18 protein-coding genes and 1 pseudogene are annotated in these 19498 nt (G+C 43.7%); 8 read left to right on the top strand and 11 right to left on the bottom strand.

The features are described 5' to 3' along the window. The first annotated feature begins 131 nt into the window (after positions 1-131). The 4 genes from PanJK_RS23000 to PanJK_RS22985 are packed head-to-tail and all read left to right on the top strand — an operon-like array spanning position 132 to position 6320. Complete coding sequence (locus PanJK_RS23000) at positions 132-2507, top strand: type I secretion system permease/ATPase (RefSeq protein ID WP_265303335.1); 2376 nt, start codon at positions 132-134, stop codon at positions 2505-2507. Next, entirely contained in the window at positions 2507-3742 is a 1236-nt protein-coding gene (locus PanJK_RS22995) for an HlyD family type I secretion periplasmic adaptor subunit (RefSeq protein ID WP_265303333.1), read from the top strand. Before PanJK_RS23000 ends, PanJK_RS22995 begins: the two co-directional genes overlap by 1 nt. A 14-nt stretch (positions 3743-3756) precedes the next feature. Continuing rightward, the gene (locus PanJK_RS22990; RefSeq protein WP_265303329.1) at positions 3757-5625 is read left to right on the top strand and encodes a TolC family protein; all 1869 of its coding nucleotides are present in this window, start codon (positions 3757-3759) and stop codon (positions 5623-5625) included. Beyond that, positions 5622-6320: a response regulator transcription factor gene (locus tag PanJK_RS22985; protein WP_265303327.1), complete on the top strand. Its 699-nt coding sequence runs from the start codon at positions 5622-5624 to the stop codon at positions 6318-6320. The genes PanJK_RS22990 and PanJK_RS22985 overlap by 4 nt, the downstream gene beginning before the upstream one ends. 251 nt (positions 6321-6571) lie before the next feature. On the opposite strand, the gene PanJK_RS22980 is transcribed toward PanJK_RS22985, so the two are convergent. Further along, a complete protein-coding gene (locus tag PanJK_RS22980) occupies positions 6572-6871 on the bottom strand; it encodes a cystatin family protein (protein WP_265303325.1) in 300 nt (99 codons plus the stop codon). 488 nt (positions 6872-7359) lie between these two features. After that, a pseudogene (locus tag PanJK_RS22975) lies at positions 7360-7777 on the bottom strand (tyrosine-type recombinase/integrase); the annotation flags it as partial. Here PanJK_RS22975 and PanJK_RS22970 point away from each other — a divergent pair. Beyond that, complete coding sequence (locus tag PanJK_RS22970) at positions 7728-8156, top strand: hypothetical protein (RefSeq protein WP_265303323.1); 429 nt, start codon at positions 7728-7730, stop codon at positions 8154-8156. The pseudogene PanJK_RS22975 and the gene PanJK_RS22970 sit on opposite strands and share 50 nt — an antisense overlap. A gap of 9 nt (positions 8157-8165) precedes the next feature. Here the strand turns inward: PanJK_RS22970 and PanJK_RS22965 are convergent, their stop codons facing one another. The 9 genes from PanJK_RS22965 to PanJK_RS22925 all read right to left on the bottom strand — a co-directional run bounded on the left by PanJK_RS22965 (position 8166) and on the right by PanJK_RS22925 (position 17017). Further along, positions 8166-8993, bottom strand: a complete 828-nt coding sequence (locus tag PanJK_RS22965) for a hypothetical protein (protein WP_265303321.1) — start codon at positions 8991-8993, stop codon at positions 8166-8168. Between the two features lie 660 nt (positions 8994-9653). Further along, the gene (locus PanJK_RS22960) at positions 9654-10268 is read right to left on the bottom strand and encodes a hypothetical protein (RefSeq protein ID WP_265303318.1); all 615 of its coding nucleotides are present in this window, start codon (positions 10266-10268) and stop codon (positions 9654-9656) included. Positions 10269-10281: 13 nt separating this feature from the next. Then, entirely contained in the window at positions 10282-10827 is a 546-nt protein-coding gene (locus tag PanJK_RS22955; protein ID WP_265303316.1) for a 3'-5' exonuclease, read from the bottom strand. Next, positions 10824-11990, bottom strand: coding sequence for a hypothetical protein (locus tag PanJK_RS22950; RefSeq protein WP_265303314.1), 1167 nt, complete (start codon positions 11988-11990; stop codon positions 10824-10826). The genes PanJK_RS22955 and PanJK_RS22950 overlap by 4 nt, the downstream gene beginning before the upstream one ends. After that, positions 11991-12890, bottom strand: a complete 900-nt coding sequence (locus PanJK_RS22945) for an AAA family ATPase (RefSeq protein ID WP_265303312.1) — start codon at positions 12888-12890, stop codon at positions 11991-11993. Then, the gene (locus tag PanJK_RS22940) at positions 12890-13381 is read right to left on the bottom strand and encodes a hypothetical protein (protein WP_200539161.1); all 492 of its coding nucleotides are present in this window, start codon (positions 13379-13381) and stop codon (positions 12890-12892) included. Before PanJK_RS22940 ends, PanJK_RS22945 begins: the two co-directional genes overlap by 1 nt. Then, positions 13378-14328: a CBASS oligonucleotide cyclase gene (locus PanJK_RS22935; protein ID WP_265303307.1), complete on the bottom strand. Its 951-nt coding sequence runs from the start codon at positions 14326-14328 to the stop codon at positions 13378-13380. The genes PanJK_RS22940 and PanJK_RS22935 overlap by 4 nt, the downstream gene beginning before the upstream one ends. A gap of 1119 nt (positions 14329-15447) precedes the next feature. After that, positions 15448-16371 (bottom strand): hypothetical protein, encoded by a 924-nt coding sequence (locus PanJK_RS22930; RefSeq protein ID WP_265303304.1) that lies wholly within the window; start codon positions 16369-16371, stop codon positions 15448-15450. A gap of 43 nt (positions 16372-16414) precedes the next feature. After that, positions 16415-17017, bottom strand: a complete 603-nt coding sequence (locus PanJK_RS22925; RefSeq protein WP_265303302.1) for a DUF2913 family protein — start codon at positions 17015-17017, stop codon at positions 16415-16417. 231 nt (positions 17018-17248) lie between these two features. On the opposite strand from PanJK_RS22925, the gene PanJK_RS22920 reads away from it, so the two are divergent. The 3 genes from PanJK_RS22920 (at position 17249) to PanJK_RS22910 (ending at position 19481) form a co-directional block, all read left to right on the top strand. Next, positions 17249-17809: a stationary phase growth adaptation protein gene (locus PanJK_RS22920; protein WP_265303300.1), complete on the top strand. Its 561-nt coding sequence runs from the start codon at positions 17249-17251 to the stop codon at positions 17807-17809. Positions 17810-18147: 338 nt separating this feature from the next. Continuing rightward, positions 18148-18522, top strand: a complete 375-nt coding sequence (locus PanJK_RS22915) for a hypothetical protein (RefSeq protein ID WP_265303297.1) — start codon at positions 18148-18150, stop codon at positions 18520-18522. A gap of 548 nt (positions 18523-19070) precedes the next feature. Then, a complete protein-coding gene (locus tag PanJK_RS22910) occupies positions 19071-19481 on the top strand; it encodes a DUF3742 family protein (RefSeq protein ID WP_265303295.1) in 411 nt (136 codons plus the stop codon). Positions 19482-19498: the final 17 nt, after the last annotated feature.

The following is a 19498-nucleotide window of genomic DNA, read 5'->3' as shown; positions in this document are numbered from 1 at the left end:
TTAAGTAGAACTTTCTGCATCTGTCCTCAGTAAGCAAGACCCGGCTCGTATCGCCATTAACCGCTTACAGCGAGAATTTTCCTACTTCCCGTGAGCACGGGCCTGAATAAACGAATCAAGAGATGCGGTGAATGAACGCAACAGAATCCGACAAACAACAGCACGATCAAGATTTGCAGTCTCTGGCGCGTGTGCAGACACGTATTGATGACACGCTACTGCAAAGCGTGGACTGGCTCTGCAATCACTATGGCCTTGGCCGCAGCTTAGATGCGTTAACAGCGGGCCTGCCAAAAGATGTTTTCCTGACACCTTCACAGGCATTGAGTTCGCTGGAAAGCGCTGGTATGGCGCCGGGGTTGGTTGAGCGCAGCCTATGGGATATTCCTCAGCAAGTGATGCCAGTTATTTTGGTTCGTAAAGAGTCCGGCGGCTGCATCCTGCTTGAACGGTTACGCAAGAAAAATGCTGAAGACAAAATGACGTGGTTCTATCAGATAGTGATGCCAGAAGTCGGAAGCAAACCGCTCGAAATTGAACACGCAGAGATTGCCGGATGGTACAGCGGTTTCACCATTTTCGCCAAGCCTGCGGCCAGAGTGGATCGCCGCGTGGAAGAGGGATTACCTCAGAATCAGAAGCATTGGCTGTTCAGTACTTTGTGGCGCTATCGCCGCTACTACCGTAGCGCAGCATTGGCATCAGTGTTGATTAACGTACTGGCTCTGGCGAGCATCTTCTTCACCATGAACGTCTACGATCGCGTCATTCCAAACCAGGCGTTTGTCACCTTGTGGTCGTTGGCGATCGGCGTAACGATAGCGATGTTATTCGAAGCACTAACACGCTTTATTCGTGCGCATCTGCTGGATACTGCGGGGAAAAAAGCCGATCTGATTGTCGGTAGTTTTCTGTTCCGCCAGGCGATTGAAGTGCGTATGGAGCATAAACCGGCTTCATCGGGCACCTTCGCAAATCAGCTGCGTGAGTTCGAATCATTACGTGACTTTGTCTCATCAGCCACCTTAGCCGCGCTGGCTGACCTGCCGTTCGTATTATTGTTTGTAGGCGTTATCTTTGCGATCAGCGGTCCGCTCGGCTTCGTGCCGCTACTGATGCTACCGCTTATCATCATCATCAGCGTCATTATTCAGTGGCCGCTGGCGAAAATAATGAAAGAGAACCTGAAAGATGCGGCCCTGAAACAGGGTGTATTGATCGAGTCGATCGAAGGTATGGAAACTTTGAAAGCCACCGGCGGCGGTGTCCACATGCAACGCCGCTGGCAAAAGTTTAGTGCTTTACAGGCGAACAGCGGTTCCAAATCAAAACGTTACTCAACCCTGGCTACTACATCGGTGACCTTTCTGCAGCAGTTTCAGACTGTTATGCTGATTCTGATTGGCGTTTACATGATTGATGCCGGTAACCTGACCATGGGTGGTTTGATCGGTACAGTGATGCTGGCAGGACGTGCTACTGGCCCACTCGGGCAGGTGATCGGTCTGGCCACCCGTTATCAGTCGTCAAAGGCAGCTCTAAGTTCCCTGAACAGGCTGATGGACATGCCGACGGACCGTGATAGCGAGCAGGACTATATCGCAAACCCGGAACTGAAAGGCGATCTGACACTTAAAGGTGTGGGTTTCTCATACCCAGCACCTCCAATGCAGCCCAATCCTGAAATTCTCAAGAACATTAATATTGACATCAAAGCCGGTGAGCGTATCGCCATCCTGGGATCGATTGGTAGCGGTAAATCAACGCTGCTCCGCTTAATGGCGCGTCTTTATCAACCCACGGGTGGTCAGCTATTTACCGATGGCCTTGACGTCAACCAGATCGATCCTGCGGACTGGCGTCGTCATATTGGTTTCGTAAGCCAGGAATCACGTCTGTTCTACGGCACGCTTCGTGAGAACGTGATGCTCGGTATGCCTGATGCGGCACCAAATGAGTTTTTGCGTGTTCTGCGACTTACAGGGTTAGATCAAATTGCTGCACGCCATCCTCTGGGCATCAATCTAGCGGTAGGCGAGAACGGCGGTAGCTTGTCGGGTGGTCAGCGTCAACTCGTTGCTCTTGCACGTACGCTCCTCAGCCGTCCGAAAGTGCTACTGCTGGATGAACCGACCAGTGCTATGGACAGCCAGACTGAACAGCAATTTCTGAAACATCTGCATACCGCCACGCAAGGCCAGACGCTAGTAGTAGTTACTCACCGTCCGTCACTGCTGGCGCTGGTTGACCGTATCATCGTGATTGATGCCGGAAAAGTTGCCATTGATGGGCCAAAAGAAGTGGTGCTGGCCCGCTTGAGTGGTCATCCCGCTCCGCCAGCCAATGGCGGCAAAGTGATCGTCGCTGCACAACAACCAGCTGCAAATACTGCACCCCAACCTGCTGCAAATCAGCCGGTAGTCACTGCCAATAAACCTGCATCTCCAATTGTTACGCGTAGTACGCCAGCAAAGGTGTCGAACAAAGATGTTGAGGTCTCAGCCTGATGTTCAGATTTTTAAAATCTAATCCCAAACTATCGGCGGCAGACGCCGAATTCATGAATGACATCCAGTCTTCTCTTCTTACCCAACAAACGCCGGGATCGCGCATGGTGCTGTGGGTGGTGTTGGCTGTGCTGATTGGCGGCTTAGCTTGGGCGCACTTTGCGCGTGTTGAAGAGATCACTAAAGGTGAAGCGAAAATTATCTCTAAGAGCCGTGAACAGATAATTCAAAGTCTGGAGGGCGGGATCCTGGCCGAGATGAGTGTGCGCGAGGGAGAAGAGGTTGAACGCGGACAGGTATTGCTGAAGATCGACCCAACGCGTGCTCAGGCCAGCTACCGTGAAACGCTAAACAAAGTAGTTGGATTAAAGGCAACGATTGCACGTCTGCGAGCCGAAGCTTACGGCCAGCCATTAAGCTTTGATGATGAACAGGTCCGCAAAGATCAAAGCGTTATCGACCAGGAAACCAAAGCTTATCAGGCGCGTAAACGAGCACTAGATGATTCAGTAAACGCATTACAGCGTAGCTATGAGCTGTCAATGCGTGAAATTCGTTTGGCAGAGCCCTTAGCTGCTCGCGGCTTGTTGTCTGAAGTTGAACTGCTGCGCATGCGTCGTCAGGCCAACGAAATTCAGGCGCAGATTGTTGAGCGTCGTAACCGCTATCAGGCCGATGCCAACTCTGAGTTGAACAAGCTGGAACTTGAACTATCGCAGACCAGTGAAAACCTGATTGGGCGCGCTGACATTATGGAGCGTACCACTATTACAGCACCTGTGAGAGGTACGGTTAAAAACATTCGTTTTAATACCATTGGCGGTGTAATTCAGCCAGGCGAACACATCCTGGAAATCGTTCCGCTAGAAGACCAACTGCTGGTGGAAGCGAAAATCCGCCCTTCGGACGTAGCATTCCTTCACCCAGGATTGCCTGCCACAGTAAAGGTGACCGCTTATGACTATGCGATCTATGGCGGGTTAAAAGGGCATGTTGAATTCATCAGCCCCGATACCTTGAAAGACGATGCCAAAGCTGCAGCCGGACGCCCGGATGATACCTATTACCGGGTGATGGTGCTGACGGAGACCAGCACTTTAAATGCTGGCGGAAAAGCATTGCCAATTATTCCCGGTATGGTTGCCTCGGTTGAAATTCGGACTGGAGAGAAAACTGTTTTGGGTTACCTGCTTAAGCCGGTGATGAAAGCGCGCGAAGCGTTCCGCGAACGTTAATTGAGATCTGAGTGATGAAACAAATCAAATGTTCACAACGCTTGCTGTCAATGCTGATAGGTTCGTTCATCGCACTGCAAAGCGGTACCGTACATACTGCAACGAATGAAGAAGAAGAGTTACTGATGTTCGTTGTAGTGTCGCAACCGGAGGCCACTTTAAAAGTATCTCAATCCGCAAAAAACAATTCGGCAGATGAGATGGTGAAGATGATGGTAGCACGCACGCAATCGGCACCGGTTAAGGTTGCATCTGCACCAATACCTGCGCCAGTGGTAAAATCTTTGGTGGTAAACACACCTTTTTCTTCTAAAGATCCCTTTGTTCACACGCAGGTCACTACAACACAGCAGCCAAAAGCTACAGCCGGTGCAGGCGATGTCAGCGTTTTGAAAACGCCTGAAGCCATTAGTCAGAACGCGTCTCCAAGGGGCGTACCACAACCAGAAAAGTTGGTTAGTTCAGCCAACTATGCAGTGGATCGAAATACCACAAGTAGCGTTGAGCTGCCGATCTTTAAACCAGCAACGTCGTCATCGTTAACAGCTATGCTCACGCAACAAGACGAACCCGCTTTGACCCCTGAGCCGCTTATTTCTGTGGCACGCGCGCCGCAGACAATTTCACGCGTCAGTCCGGGTGAAATGGAACTGCGTAACATTTTTTATACTGCGGTGATGAGCGCTTTACAGCGAAGCCCGCAGGTTCGCAGTACGTCGCTGCAAATTGATGCTGCTAAAGAGGACGTGAGAAATGCGAAGGGGCAACGCTGGCCACAGGTCGACGTGACGTCGAACTCGCGTCGTTATGAGTTTGGTAAAGGAAACCGTAATGCCAGTGAAAGCAATATTCCGGCTCTAGGGGTTAACGTGGCGACGAATCTGATCGATTTTGGTCAGACCAGCAATACCATTAAAAGCAAGGAGTTCTCGGTTCTGGCCGCAGATTTTCAAAACACAGCACAAATCGAAGATTTGGCTTGGCAGGTAAGCAGCGGACTGGTGGAGTTAAGTAAACAGCGTTTAATTATCGATATGAGTAAGCAATACGTGGCGCGTATGCAAGAGCTGGTCACTATGTTGACCGGCATAGTTGAGGCTGATCAGGGGCGCCGCAGCGAACTGACTCAGGCGAAAGGCCGTTTCCTACAAGCGCAGTCAGCGCTGGATAACGCAGTTGCCAAAGCACGTGATACCGAAATTCAGCTCTATCGTTTGCTGGGTGAAACTCAGGTTCCATTGCCGCCAGCTATGCAGTGGCAATTGCAGCCTTCGCAACTTAATGCTTTGCTGAATTCGGTAGATAAACACCCGACGCTGTTAAGAGCGCAGGCACAGTCGCAGGCTGCCTTTTCTGAAGCAGATGCTTTGAAGTCGTCCTCACTACCAAAAATTAACTGGGTAGTGAGTAAAGATACCGGCAAAGACTATTACGGACGAGAGCAAGCTTGGCAAACAGGTATCAACATCAGTTGGGGCCTGTTCCGTGGTGGTTCTGCAAAAGCGGCCGAACAGGCTGCCGTGCAGCGTGCCAGCGCGATGCGTGAAGAATCTGAAAACCAACGCGATGATTTGCTACAACGGGTGCGCGCCGCCGATCAGGATGCACATTCGATGCTTCAGCGTGCGGACCTATATCGCAATCTGACTCGGGAATCGGATCGTATCCGCCTCGATTTCTTTGATCAGTGGTATCACCTTGGTAAACGAACTTTGTTAGATGTTTTAAGTGCCGAGTCTGATTATTACAACAATCGAGTTGGCGAGATTACTAACCGTTTCGATGGTTATAGCGCTATTTTTGGTGGATATGCCAGCGCCGGCCAGTTGATGAATTGGCTAAAAAATTCGCCGCAAAACCTTGATAAGGATGAGACGAAATGACACCTGATAAATCACTAATCAGTCTGGCTGTACTTGACGATCATCCTATTATTTGTCGTTCATTCGATGTGCTGTGTGCAGACCAAGATGATTTAATCGTGGTGGGTAAATTTAGCCACAGCAAAGAATTGTTTAACTGGTTACAAACCGCTGAATGTGATGTGCTGGTATTGGATTATATTTTACAAAATGATCAGATGGATGGATTAACGCTTATTAAATATTTGGTTTCAAATCATCCTCATTTGAGAATATTGCTTTCTACTTCAATAGACAGCCTCGCCGTAATTCGAACCGCCTATATGTTGGGAGTAAGTGGTTATATTGCTAAGCGTGAAGAGTCTACCTCTTATTTGTCAGCCATTCGTACAATTGCCAATGGGCAGCGTTATATTCCTAACCATATTGCTAGCGAGTTAGGTCGAAATTCCATTCATAAACTCCCAAATGGACTGAGAATTAATAAAATTCATGATGACTGTAAAGAACTTTTCTCAACACGATTATTGACCTCGCGCGAAGCTGAAGTAGTTAATTACATTTTAGAAGGAATGGAGTTGGTTGATATTGCAACAAAGTTAAAGCGGAGCCGTAAAACCATTAGCGGACACAAACAATCAGCAATGAGAAAGATGGGTGTGAGTAGTGATTTAGAGCTTTTTAAATATCGTGATGCTTTATTTTGCAAGTATTGATCAAGTGGCGAAAAAGAGATTAAAGAAGGCACTCTAAATTGAGTGCCAGGCAAAGTCACAATTGGGAAGATTGTGACGCAACCTAAAATAGCAAAGCGTGTCAATGTCATTGAACAACAATCGACGAAAGACAAAACCATCCAATAATGCGAAATTTAGAGCGCTGTTATGACCCTTCTGAAACCAGTGATGAATCATAGACGATCGAATTGAAGACGCCGCTTTGATTAATTTCATCTGGGCAAATAATATCAAAATATAACAAGGTCATCCGACGAATTTTTGCCTGTAAGATAACCAATTAGTTTTGCATCTCCGGCACCTGGTAATGGTTTAAAAATTCGGAGGAATAATACATCGTCTTTAGTGCTATCAACCTTTACTGACACATAGTAATTAACACCTGCAACTACCTGAGTGCTATACTTCAACGCTTTGAATTCATCATAAGAAACGCCGGTACCATTCTCCACTTCGGATTTGAACATATCTACCAGTGTTTGCTGTTCGCTTGTTGCAGCCTTTGTTTCACTTAATGATCCGGGTATCATAATTTCACCTCATATATAAAAGGTTGAAGATGACTTCATGTTGAATATTTATGAATGTTAGCTTCTAAATTATAGCAAACAAATTAAAAATTTCCAGCTTGAAGATGGTGTTGTTTTTTACCAATAATGTATTACTGCCAACTGATGGCATCAGTATCGCGAAGAATGCCGATGAAATATTCAGCAAACCACAATTTCATGGTGTTTCACGAAATGAATGGTGAGGAATTTACTGACATTTCGGTGATTTATGACTAAGAAGTAGTCATCGTGACCCCTACAATAAACATTTAATATGAACTGATCTGCATAATTTATATCAATATGATAGTTGTTAAGCTCTGATTTTTTTATAATTTAACTGAGTTAAATTTAGAAGCGCTCTTACTATAACAGCACTTAAGATTAATAATCGATGTAAAAGGTATAATGTTATTTTGAACTATTTCATCAGTTTACTGACTTGATTGAAGTTTGGGTAACGGATGTTATGTTAAATAGTTGCGAATGGATGTCAACAAATTTACCGCTTCACTGCCCGGCATTAGAAACTGCACCCGGTGCCGGGCGGCAACGTCAAGCGTAAACACTTTGGTATAAGTCTTCGTCGACTTCGCGTTCTTGTGCCCGAGCAGGCTCTGCAGCGCCTGCAGCGGCGTGCCGGCGTAAAGCATGTGTATCGCTTGACTGTTACGGAAGGTATACAGCTTTACCGATTTAGAAGACGTCACTCCTTCAGACGTCGCCGCCTCGAGGGCAACGTTCAATCGGGTGTGTACGGTCGGTGAATTCCCAGAGGAACACTCTATCTGACCGACCCGCCTTCTCGCTCTTACGCTCAACGGGGATGCTCAGGATGGCGTTCATCATCTCCACGTACTGCGCGTCAAACAGCGGCGTCAGGCGTTGCGGAAAGTACGTCGTCAGGCACTGGGCTGATGGGGAACGGCTTGAAGAATGCAGTAAAGGATCACGCTGGTGTGAACTGAAAAGATTCCCGGCAGGAAGCTACGACCTAGCCAGCAATTGTCTTGTACAATACCTTAAAAACTCCGGAGAAAAAGGGGAACCAATCATTCTTTATATGTGCGGGAATCAAACTTTCCTTGAGGCAGAAAATTCAACTACTCATGGCCATGTTATAGTCATACTTGATGGCGAATACATAGATTTGACACTAGAATTCGATGAATATACGGACTACAACTTTTTATGTAAGAAGTGCGGGGGGAGGGGAGAGGCCATCAAATTGATGGCCATGGCGTTTATTGGACTTTTTAGCTGAATGTAAGCTCTAATTTTCTTTAGATGTCGCCTTGCCAAGCAGGCTTGGGATAAATGATTCTGAAAAACCAGAAAGTACAATAATTGTTAAAGTTGGCCATCGTCCAGACTTATAAAAATCTGGCAGAATAAGTTGAGATCGTATTGCTATATAAGCAATTGCACCTGCCATTAAAGATAGGAAAACACGTTCTGTCCCGATGAGAAAATAATGATTCTTTACTTTAAATTCTTCAAAATTGAGTTGTTTCGCGTTGATAAGTATACTAAAGCTCCCACCTAGAACTGAAGCAAAAAATAGTGTTGTCAGAGTCCAGGAAAGAGATTGTGTACTCAGAAAAAATAAGTGAATGAAAATTAAAGTAAATGCAACAATACAGGCCAAAAACGCTGGGGTTAAATAAACTAATCTATTTGATACAATACTTTCGTGCTCAGTGGAAATAGCTTTAATTAAACGGTCAAATTCTTGATTTCCATTCACGTGTGCTGAATTTAAGCATGTCGAAAGGGTGTGTGCAATCCGATGTTTCATCATGCCATAGTTTGAACTTATGGCAAGTATTCCTTTGGCCTCGATATACTTAATTTTGACATCAGAAAACCTCTTCAAAAGGCGTTCTTCAAATTCATCTGTATGGCCATCTATGACAACGCGAATACGCGTATTAATATCTTCATTATCAATTTCATAAATACAAAACTCATTCTGTGCAGCTAGCACATCAATAATGAGGTCATTTCTGCGATCTTTCGAACCTTTAACTAATGAAGAGATCAACTCGGTGGGCTGGCTTTTAGGTTTTTTTTCTTCTTTCTTATAATTAAAGAATGACATCTTGATTTGTACTATTTATTAATAAGTCAAATGAGCTATGTTTATTTTGTTTAATTAAAGGGGGTGTAATAAATTGACTAACGTATCCATTAGTCTCCATATAGCCACTTACCTTCATAAAGTTTTTTAGAGTAAAGTGTAGTTGATGTAACTTTCAACTAGAGTATAACCCAATGCTATCATTAGTTCGCAACACTATTTTTACCGTCAAGAGATCTTTCCATGCTTGACATGGTAGGTAATTTTGCAAATTTGGCATTAAACAAATTTTTTAAGGAAATGTTTCTTTTCATCTGTCTTCTTATGTTAGTTTTGGCGAGGCTTTGTCAATCAATCAGTTAATGGTTTTATGGATTTAGTCTCTCGTTAGTTAGGTCACTTTGGAGATCGTTTTCTCATTCTGCTCGCTTAGAGTTTAGAGACTCTTGTGTATTCCATTTTATTGTGTTTGGTTGAGGGGGGTTATTCGTAGGTCGATCGAAATTCTGATAGTTAGTTCAATTAAAAATTAATATTGAAACTAATCAGAGATGATTTGGTTCAGAAAAAAAATATAGTGAATTATGATGGGTGAGCGAGAAGTGCAATGTTCTATTTTTATTAGTAAACCACCTAAAAATATTTATTAATGAGGTAGGTGTAAAACCTACCTCTATTCTATTATTTTTTTAATGAAACTAAGCTATATGCTATAAAAAAGTATGTCACACCGAAAGAAAGCAAGGAATCAATAACTAGTATTATCGTTTGACTGCTATTCCAATCGGTAATCAATCGCATTCCTAAAAATGAAAAAAGCAGTGCGCCCAAAATGCAAATGTAACATATGCCGGTCATCCAAGCTGTAAATGTGTGATCTTTCTTATAGAATTCACCCTCGCGAGTGAAGCTTACACTAGGGCTTTTCAGACTTAATGCATGACGTATGTCGTTTTCAACGCCACTCAGATATTCATAGCTTCTTCGAATGAAACGAGTCTTCTGATATAAATTTAGCATTAAATAAAAAACAACAATGATGAATATGCTTTGAATAATTCCATATGGAAAGCTTTTTCTTAATTCCGTAACTCTAGTTGCATCAGAAATTCCGCATAACTTGGCAATAATATCTACAAGAAGTGGCTGAGCCTCTGCTACATTAAAAGTCAGTAGCGTAGAAAAACCTACAACAATCAACAATATTAGCAAATTCTTGTTTCTATTTTCCCAAATTGAAAAGGTTAGATCATAAGTTTTATGGTAATGCTCTACTAATAATTCATTTCCTTGCATAACTATTCCTTAGTTATTTTTTAGAATCCATGATTGCCCTGAATAAGATAGCCTGGTATTCGGCATCTTTTAAAGCATCATGATTACCTGTAGCTTCTACTTTAAGTTTTTTTGCTATTCTGCTAGAGCGAGTGTCTGCCCAGGATGTTGCATAAGATCCCATATAAAGTGATTTGATATCTAATGCTGTGAAGCCGAAAGGATTTTCACCCAAATATATATGGAAATAATAGTTTATAAATGACCAGTCAAAAGATGCGTTCAGCCCTACAAACACTGGAGATTCTGAGGGTCCAGTGACACTAGCAATCCAACTTTTGAAGGAATCCATTGCTTCATACGGCGTTAATCCCTTAAGCTCCAAGGCTTCGAGTGACAGTCCTGTCACTTCTAGTGCCTCAGGTACATAATATTCAGATGTTGGCTTAATTTCACATGAAAATGTTGGGCCAAGGCCATCGGTTCTGCATGCTCCAATACTCAGTAGGCTGTACTTTCCAGGAACAGGGCCAGATGTTTCTACGTCAACGGAGATAAAAACTTCATTTAATTTACTCATGGGATTAAGGGTTCCGCTGAGACAAGTGGTGGACGGGTGCGAATTGATTCCCAGTGATTGCGAAAGAGACGTCTTGCCTCCTCTATTGAAATGTCATGCTGCCACTGGTGGGTAGATACAGAATGGATGTCAAAGGGCAATTCAGTTCCAACTCTGGCAGTAATCATGGTTGGTAGGCCTCTGCCAAGAGCATAACCGAGTTCTAAAAAACAGTTCGGGCGAGAGGCCGTTAGATCTGCAATAACTACTCGACTTCGGTGCAGGCGAGTAAATACTTCCTGATTTACATATGCCATTTCGTAGCCTTGGCTTCCATCCACTATGACCATTTTATATCCAAACTCAGTTTCCATTACATGTTTCACAACGGTTTCATAGAAATTAGAGACAGATAATTGATCTTCATGGTCTGTGTTCATTAGACACACGAAGAATGCTGAGGGAGGAGTTAAGTTTTCAAGTAACTCAGTAACTAAGGAAACTCTTTCTTCAATTGATTTTCTTGCTGGAAAACTTAACCTATTTATCCAGTCATGAGAACCTCTTCCATCAGTGGTCTTGAATAATCTTTCTGAATTTACACTTGCTAGAGCAAACTCGAAAATTTTACGAGAACCAGTAGTATCCTTTCCAATTTTGTAGTTCATTGGAATCACTGGTTTACCAGCATCATGATACAGATTTGACAGAAACAGCACACCCTCACTTCCACCAATCGTTATTAGAATGTCTCCAGAGCGCGCCTGGATTTCCATTCTTTTACTGGCCATATTCCAGTGAGCGGCGCTTTCAATCTTAACGTGCGATGTACCACAGTAATCATCCCATGAAGATATTTGTTCTTCAGGTATCTGGTCATCGTTTTTATGGTGTTTGACTGCAATAATACATGGTCCGGGAACTCCCTCAGGCCTGCGATGGATTTGATTGATAACTTCATTCCATACAAGCCAATCAAAGCATATTGGCCTGCCATCTACAGAGCGTGTTTTTTCAGCGTCAATGGGGATGACAAAATTTGCACCCATCTTAACCAGCTCTTTGACCAGTGATTTTATAAATTCCCGCGCACTGTCCACTTCATGTGTTGATGCATGTTCAAGAGGCTCAGGCACGCTCCCTGTGATATGTATTCGTCGACCGGCTAGAGGAGATACAGGCATTCATCGATCTTCCATGACAGGTGAGGGCAAGACAGCAATTGCTGTCGCTAAAAGAATATCGAACGTTAGGGGATTCTCTGGGAATGCCTTTGCTAGGGCAGCTGGATAGAGTCGGGTACGTATATCTGAAAAAGTCCATCCCGGGCGTCCTTCACGTGGTCCCGTGGCTTTGACTAATACTCCCAATTTCTCAGGTGATAAATTGAGTCCTTTTAAGTCCATTTCGAACAATGCCAGTCGCTCTTTATCAGAAGGGCGTGCAAATTCTTCAACTACTGCAGCTCTCCGTAGAAGTGCTGCATCCAGTACAGACAACCGATTGGTACAGAGGAATACAACTATGCGGCCCTGGTACTGCCTCAGATCATCTATGCACTGTATAAGTGTATTAACAGCGACTTTATCTTCATGATGACTATGCTCCTGCGTGCGTGAAGCAGCTAATGAGTCGCCTTCATCAATTATCAGAATGCCCCGACGAGTCTTACCGGCAGCTTGCGTTACATCAGCAAACGCCTGATTAATAAGCGAACCCATCTCGCCAACTCTTCCACTACCCCTTACACGATTGCTCAGTTTGTACAAAACTGAGTCCTCACTTCTGGATTCCTTGGCAAATAGGTTGGCCATACATTCGGCAGTAGCGGTTTTTCCGGTACCAACGTCTCCATGGAATATGACCAGAGGGTACTGCTCAGAAACTAGATTGATGATTGGGAGTTTTTGTCGATGAAATTGTGAGCTCCATGATTCAAGCTTACCCAGATTTATCAAGAGCCGCAGCTGGTCGTGTGTTCTTTTAAATCGGTCATCAAAGCCTAACAAAGACTGCTGGCGCAGAGACAGGCCTGCATCAGGTAATGGTATCTGGCTATCAAAGATTTTACTGTTCTGAGTCATTATGAGTAGTCCTTACGTTGAATTCCATATCCGTTACTTGCATAATCCCGCCCGGCACCCGAGTTAAGACTGGAATGAGAAATATCAGCAGTTGATGGTCCCCATGAAATTTTAAGCTTATTTCTTAAGGACTCTCGTGCTGATGAGTCATACTTATCTGTGTAGGATATAACGATTCTTAAATCAGGATTACTGACAAGAGGCCACATCACGCCCCCGGGCCTACTTGATTCCAGTTCACTGGCATCTGAATTAACTTCATATCGTATAGCCCGTATTTCGGAGTCTCCGCTCAATAATGTAATGTCAACATACTTTAGATAACCATTAATGGCCAAAAGCTCTACATCATGAGCCCATTTCTTAGCTCGCTCTGTTTCGACCCCTTTTGTGCTCTCTGCAATCATCAGAAAATCAGCTGTCACATTCCTAATAACCTTCTGAACATCTGCGACTGTGTAAGACTCGGTAGAAGAAAATGACTGGCTCATGATTCATCCTTTATTTTAAAACGAGCACCAAAAAGCACTTTCCATTGGGTTATATCATCCGTAACTGAAGCATAATGTGCTTGCTCCCAAGCGCTCTGAGCTGCTGCTACTATTTCAACTCTCTCGGCTTCAGTAAGTCTGCTGGCCACATTATTCGTATCACAAACGGGGTCGATGATAACAACAGGGTCATTGAAATCGGGAATAGTGCCTTTATTTTCAGGGAATGAAATTATCTCTTTCAGACCATGTTGAGCAATGTAAAGTAGAAACTGTCTAAATCGTTCCTCAATGCTTCCACTGTTGCCATTTTGATCAAGGAGATAAGCAAGGATCAACTCAATCACAAATGACTTAAGATGAGTAAGTTCAGCATGATTCCTCCACTTCTTTGCTAAGCGGACAAGAGTTCTAAAATTACTATCATTAGATTTTCTATCGCGTATAAATTGAATCTGACATGGTGCGCAGGTATGGAGTTTTGTCCCTTCATGAATGTCGAACTGCCATCCATAGTTGACTCTGTCTGCATCTTCAATGACTGGAACAACATCAACATTCAGTCCGGATTTGATGAAGGTGACAGTTGCTGCTTTTCGTTGTAGTTCAAAGTCTTCTACAGATTTATTTGGATATAATGTTATTAATGCATCATAAATTTTCTGGCTTATAGTTGATAGGCTTTCCTGTGAGGCATTTTCTCCTGAAATGTAAAACACAATATCCACATCTACGGGGTCTTCTTGGGTTTTTCGTAGAATAGTGAATTTTGCGAATGATCCTGCTTTAACTACTTTAGTTATTTTGATTGCATCTTGCGATTTTAAAGAGTTTTTGAGCTCTTTTATGAGACGATCAACCTGTTCGTGATACTCAGTGCGCTTAGTATCCGGGAGCCTAAGAATGTTACTATCATAATATTTTAGTTCTGTATTACTCAGCGGCATTTACTATTCCTTAAGTAACTGAGTGAAAAATAGGCGAAAGAATATAATTAATATTAGTTTGATGGATATAGCCAACTCATAAGTACATCTTACCGGAGTTAATCTGAATGAAATTCAGAAAAACTTCAAGTCTGCAATGGGAATTATTCTAAAGTTCACTTGTGTTAAAGTGTTTTTTGTTGAGGAAACTCAAGGTGATATTTATTAACATATTGATTTATATGTGTAAAATATTTTTCAAATCACTTTATTTTAGGTGGATTAAAGATCAATCATTAACAGATTTCGCTATATGCTTTTAAGTTATTAACAGCAGCACTAAATATGCCATTCATGTATATAGATAAGCGTGATTTTACAAAAAGCCTTACAACGGATTAATTGGAGTGCGACAATTTAAAAATTATTCAGTAGTGATTTTTCTGAGTTACGGTTCGCGCCAAGTATGTATCTAATTCATGTTTTCGTGACCAAAGAGCAGGTGGAGCATGTTAATATCGTGCCTTTATGGCGTTTCAAAGCGATGGATGTAACCCTAAACTCAGCAGCATAGGCTTTGTCCGCTTCAGATGTACTGATGTCACGCAGCCCTTGGCTGAGCTGTTGTTGAATTCAGGTTTTATTTGCGATGCCTGCTTAAGATCTAGAGGCCTTACCGCAGGTCGTTTTACACGGCTTCACTCATGCATCTCGATAAGCTTCTAGCAGACCAGCATCGGTCAAAAGGAGTGCTGCCCCTCGGACCTTCTGCGAGGTAGGGTTGGAACAGGCGGTGGCAGTGCCGGTAGGAAATTCTTAGACGTTCCGCAGCGAGGAGGGTTGTCAGCCACCGGTCAGAAAATGTTCTGAAAGACTTTAAGCTGGTAAACTTCGTTCATCGTAAAAACTTCGCACCAGAACACGCCATAACAGGATCCTCAACAGATGTTCATAAGCGACCTTGGAAGTCCAGCAATCGCATAAAAAGTTATGTTAATCAACTGCTTACGTTGATGCGCGCAATACTTATTATGTTAAATTAAGCATTATCTAATGCTAACCTACTATAACCTCCCCGACGGGTTTTGGATAACGTTCCTCGTCGAGGAGTAATTGTTAGCTTAATATAAAAAATATTGTCTATTCACCACATGTGAGACACATTCCATATTCGTTGGAGATAACATTTCCGGGGCAAGAACCTCCATTAATGTCAGCACACTTTTCCCTATTAACAAAATGTTCAAGGTTGCATACTGGACAATATAATTTTTTTTCATCAGGTTCTTTTGAACATAGATTGGCTAGTTTAATTTCAAGGGGATTGTCGTGATAAGCTTCAGATTTACATTTAGGACAATAATAGGCTCTTTGGTTTTTTTCAATTCCGAAATATTGTAATACCTCCGACTTTGATAAAAATTTCATGGTCTCAGAAATCTCGATGTGTGTTGCTACAATGGCAAATTCTTCATGATATAGTTTAGAGTCAGGAGATTGCTCAAGATAATGAACTCTCCTCTCAGCCCACGTTTTATTAGGAAAGAATTCGCGATGCATGAATAACAAGTATTCAAGAACTTCCTTAACCGTAAGTCCATTTGATTTTGAAACAGAATGCATTATAGCATTTCTTCTTTCCCTCATATCGTTAAATCTCGTCTCTAAAGCCCCACTTAAAGTTGATTTTGAGAAGATATTGTGAATTTTGACGAGGTCATTTGCGTCTATAGTTTTAAATTTTGAAAAATCAACTGAAACTGGCGCCCCTGACGTATAACTTGATAGTTTTGTTATGGGGTCTGCTATCAATAAATATGGGGATATTTCAGCAATTCGCCCTTTTAAAAAAAACTCAACTCCTTGTTGGATTACAGTCAGTGAAGTTGAGAGTGTTCTGTTAGCGCCCTCCCAGTACTCATCTTTAATCTCTTCAGTATCAACATCGTAATACTCTGCTTCATTGATGTTTCTGATTAATTTAGCAACTGCATCCCATGCAAAATTTAACAACTCCTCGCCTGAATTATAAAAATCTTCGGCGCTTGGTATATTTATAACCATCAGTAAGGCTCCGTAAATAGTCACTTAATATATGTAAGTCACGCTAAATATGAACATCAATTTCTTCGGTGATAAAATAATGTAGAATGTGTTTGTTTCTTGCTTCTACACGATACCACTTTGCGCGATTGAGCAGGTCGTCAACTGCAGCTAAATTGGCTGTAATGAGAACCGATATCTTTTTTAACTGCTTCCCATCGAGATTAAAACCAGAGTCAATGTCTGCCCTTCGAAGATAAACTCCGGGTACAGCTTGACTCAATTTAACCGAATGTTTACCTTCCCACTCACTCTCATTTAAGACGCCATAATTGATGCCGGTGAGTTTTATGGCATGCATGATGTGTTGGAGTTGGAACAGATCACTTTGATCCATCCGATCACCCCTGCTCGCGCGCCAGAGGTACTCCAGTTTACTAGGCAAATCCGCTTGAAGTCCCTTTTCCCTGCCCTCTTTCAGGCGCCATGTAATATCGCTGGCCAGCTCACGTGGGAACAGACGTTTCTTCTCTGCTGTAGCTAGCCATCGGCATAAGAACAGGTTTTCCTGAGCTGAGGACCTAATTACACCATTTCGGCGGGCAATACTTAGAGCCATGAGGCCACACCAGGCAAGATGATCAACATAAAGGCTTTGAGAACTCATATAAATTACCAGAAACTTAAATATGGGTGTGATTTAGCCTGCAACAGTCTTGCTATCTCGAAGGATGAATCAAATCAACAGGCAGTCTTATGTCTAGATGCGACCTGAGCCCAATTTCAATGTTAACATATTGGTTCTAAAGGATGTCAGACGTAAGATACTGGCGCACTGGATTGTGCATTCAATTTTTTATGACTTACAAGTGCGTGTTATCGAATTGCGGGGAATTGTGTGGCAGAAGTAGAAAAATGGGCTCCGTTTATTCACCCGGATGGAAATGTCCGCGATCTTTCTTTTCTCGATGCACACGAGATGGTTTACGTGCATTCGGCAGAGGGAAAGGAGGACATAACCTACCGGTTCTGGGTGACCTACTCTTTTCACTGCTTCGCGAAAGATTATGATCATCAGACACCGGAAGAGATCGTTGCTCTCATGTATTCTGCTGGTGACAAGGGAAAGCGCCCTTTCTGCGACCAGCGTTATGAGTTGGCCAGAACGCATCTCAGACGTATGGTTGAGTCTCTGGACAAGTCACGGGTCATTCATGCCGGCTACGGCAGTTATGCTGTACTGGAGATGGATTTGGGCAACGGAGAAAAGCTCTATTACTATGTGGTGTTTAAGGCGTTCAGGGAAAAGAAAAAGCTGCGCCTGCACATTACCAGCGCTTACCCGGTAACCGAGCGACCCGGTGGCGCGCCGGCAAACTTCTTCAGCATTGCCTATGCACTTAGGGCTAACAGACCCCTGCCTGTCCCCCCCGGTCAGAATAAAGGGCGCCGTCGATAGTTTTTGGGGCCCCAGAAATAACAAAGCCCACCTTAAGGTGGGCTTCGCCAGTGTGACTAAAAACATCACTCTGGTATTCAGAACGCCATTACCGGGCATGGCCTCGACCAGGGAGCATTAAAATTCACTGGTTGCGGGATGTCTGAATGAGAACATTCAGTCTGCTGCATCCAATAAAGAACGAACCGTGAAGTGCGTTCCTTATTGTTTATATTAGATGATGTTCGACGATCTCGTCAACCGACTTCCGTTTTACCGCTGGCATGCTGCCATTACAGGGACTGTCCCGAGACTAAAGATTTTGCCTAAACCTACACCGATTTGATGGTATTCCATAAATGACAAAAACAGTCCACATCTATGCCATGGGGAGTTGTAATGCGCTGCTTCGCGAGGGCTTTGCGCGCGTTCTGATTGAGCGGGATAACCAAGAAATCCCGCTGACATTTCACTATCAGTATACAGCTTTAAAACGCAGCCTGATACAGGGTCTGATTGATGGCGTACTGCAACTCGATGAGCCGTGCCATGTTGTGCTGGTCACATTATCACGACTTGCCCTGGAAAAAGCGGCGGTAGGTGAAGGGCCAAATCGTGATCTTATTTACGAACTTTATGAGGTTCTGTCTGCGCCAAGTTGTACGTATTCTTTCGATTTCCGTGAAGGACAAGGCACAGCACTGAGTAAGTACATTATGGGCAACAGTCGCTGACTTCATATATATCTTCGGTCAGCGCCACCCTCCCTTGGGCGGCTCGCTGTTCTTGTCAATCTTCATTTTTAAGTAGAAAGGCTTTCAGGACGCGATACAGCCATTAATGATGTCAGTTGACGACAAGGTAAACCATCCCTCTGTCAGACAGTCGTTTAAGCAGCGGCCTTTCAGGCGCACTGAAGTATGATGGTCGTAGACGAAAGAAAGATCCCGCAGCTAAAACTTACAGCCATGAATAACTAAGTAGTTACAGCATCCATTAACATGCCCACTGCAGTTCCGGCCCTCCGGGCCGGACGGCGGCGGCTTTTACAGGGGAACATCGGGGCTGGTGCGGGGAAATGGGTGTGTTTTTGGTTGATGTGAAGTTCAGATGTCAATGGCCGCAGCAAGGTACGTATGGAGGGGCTGGGTGGTTAGGTTCGCTACTATCCTGAGCGAGATGGTGATGTATGCTGTAACTAATAGTGTGCTCTTTTTGGCTTAATGTGCATTTCTTCTGAACATTTAGTATGGTCTGTAGATGAATAATGATTGAGGTGCATATGAACTCATCAGCTTACGACCACGGAATCAAAGCGGCTTCGGTCTGGAAGCGTCTGACAAGCGTTTATAGTGATGTTGATTTTCGCTTTACTGCATGGGCAGAGAGTAAAGGGATTCCGGTAGCGATCGGGAAATCATTAGTCCCCTTCTCAGCCCTGTTACTTCTGGCCATAGCTCTAATAGCAGGGTCTGCAGCTGGTGCCATAATTATTGCAGTCGCTGCGTTCGTTTATATGGTTCGCTACATCCAAATGAGTTACGCAACTTCTGCTGATCCCGAAGAGTCCCCCCCAGCGCACGGGCCTGAATTTAGAAATGGTCGCGATGGGTACGGTTATTATTACGGTTCAGATGATTCAATTTTTACATCAACTAAATCAGTTGATAATGATGAAGATAATAAGACTTGAGGACAGAACTGCCCTCA

The organism is Pantoea sp. JK (genome assembly GCF_026130245.1).
GTDB classification, from domain to species: Bacteria; Pseudomonadota; Gammaproteobacteria; order Enterobacterales; family Enterobacteriaceae; genus Pantoea; species Pantoea trifolii.
Note: the sequence above shows the minus strand (reverse complement) of the source record. Positions and strands in the feature narration are given on the sequence as shown.

Excerpts from the sequence above, each read along its gene's own strand:
- PanJK_RS22915 (WP_265303297.1), top strand. The coding sequence starts at position 18,148 with ATGACAAAAACAGTCCACATCTATGCCATGGGGAGTTGTAATGCGCTG.
- PanJK_RS22965 (WP_265303321.1), bottom strand. The coding sequence starts at position 8,993 with ATGTCATTCTTTAATTATAAGAAAGAAGAAAAAAAACCTAAAAGCCAG.
- PanJK_RS23000 (WP_265303335.1), top strand. The coding sequence starts at position 132 with ATGAACGCAACAGAATCCGACAAACAACAGCACGATCAAGATTTGCAG.
- PanJK_RS22945 (WP_265303312.1), bottom strand. The coding sequence starts at position 12,890 with ATGACTCAGAACAGTAAAATCTTTGATAGCCAGATACCATTACCTGAT.
- PanJK_RS22985 (WP_265303327.1), top strand. The coding sequence starts at position 5,622 with ATGACACCTGATAAATCACTAATCAGTCTGGCTGTACTTGACGATCAT.
- PanJK_RS22970 (WP_265303323.1), top strand. The coding sequence starts at position 7,728 with ATGGCGTTCATCATCTCCACGTACTGCGCGTCAAACAGCGGCGTCAGG.
- PanJK_RS22935 (WP_265303307.1), bottom strand. The coding sequence starts at position 14,328 with ATGCCGCTGAGTAATACAGAACTAAAATATTATGATAGTAACATTCTT.
- PanJK_RS22960 (WP_265303318.1), bottom strand. The coding sequence starts at position 10,268 with ATGCAAGGAAATGAATTATTAGTAGAGCATTACCATAAAACTTATGAT.
- PanJK_RS22950 (WP_265303314.1), bottom strand. The coding sequence starts at position 11,990 with ATGCCTGTATCTCCTCTAGCCGGTCGACGAATACATATCACAGGGAGC.
- PanJK_RS22940 (WP_200539161.1), bottom strand. The coding sequence starts at position 13,381 with ATGAGCCAGTCATTTTCTTCTACCGAGTCTTACACAGTCGCAGATGTT.
- PanJK_RS22990 (WP_265303329.1), top strand. The coding sequence starts at position 3,757 with ATGAAACAAATCAAATGTTCACAACGCTTGCTGTCAATGCTGATAGGT.
- PanJK_RS22930 (WP_265303304.1), bottom strand. The coding sequence starts at position 16,371 with ATGGTTATAAATATACCAAGCGCCGAAGATTTTTATAATTCAGGCGAG.
- PanJK_RS22995 (WP_265303333.1), top strand. The coding sequence starts at position 2,507 with ATGTTCAGATTTTTAAAATCTAATCCCAAACTATCGGCGGCAGACGCC.
- PanJK_RS22955 (WP_265303316.1), bottom strand. The coding sequence starts at position 10,827 with ATGAGTAAATTAAATGAAGTTTTTATCTCCGTTGACGTAGAAACATCT.
- PanJK_RS22980 (WP_265303325.1), bottom strand. The coding sequence starts at position 6,871 with ATGATACCCGGATCATTAAGTGAAACAAAGGCTGCAACAAGCGAACAG.
- PanJK_RS22925 (WP_265303302.1), bottom strand. The coding sequence starts at position 17,017 with ATGAGTTCTCAAAGCCTTTATGTTGATCATCTTGCCTGGTGTGGCCTC.
- PanJK_RS22910 (WP_265303295.1), top strand. The coding sequence starts at position 19,071 with ATGAACTCATCAGCTTACGACCACGGAATCAAAGCGGCTTCGGTCTGG.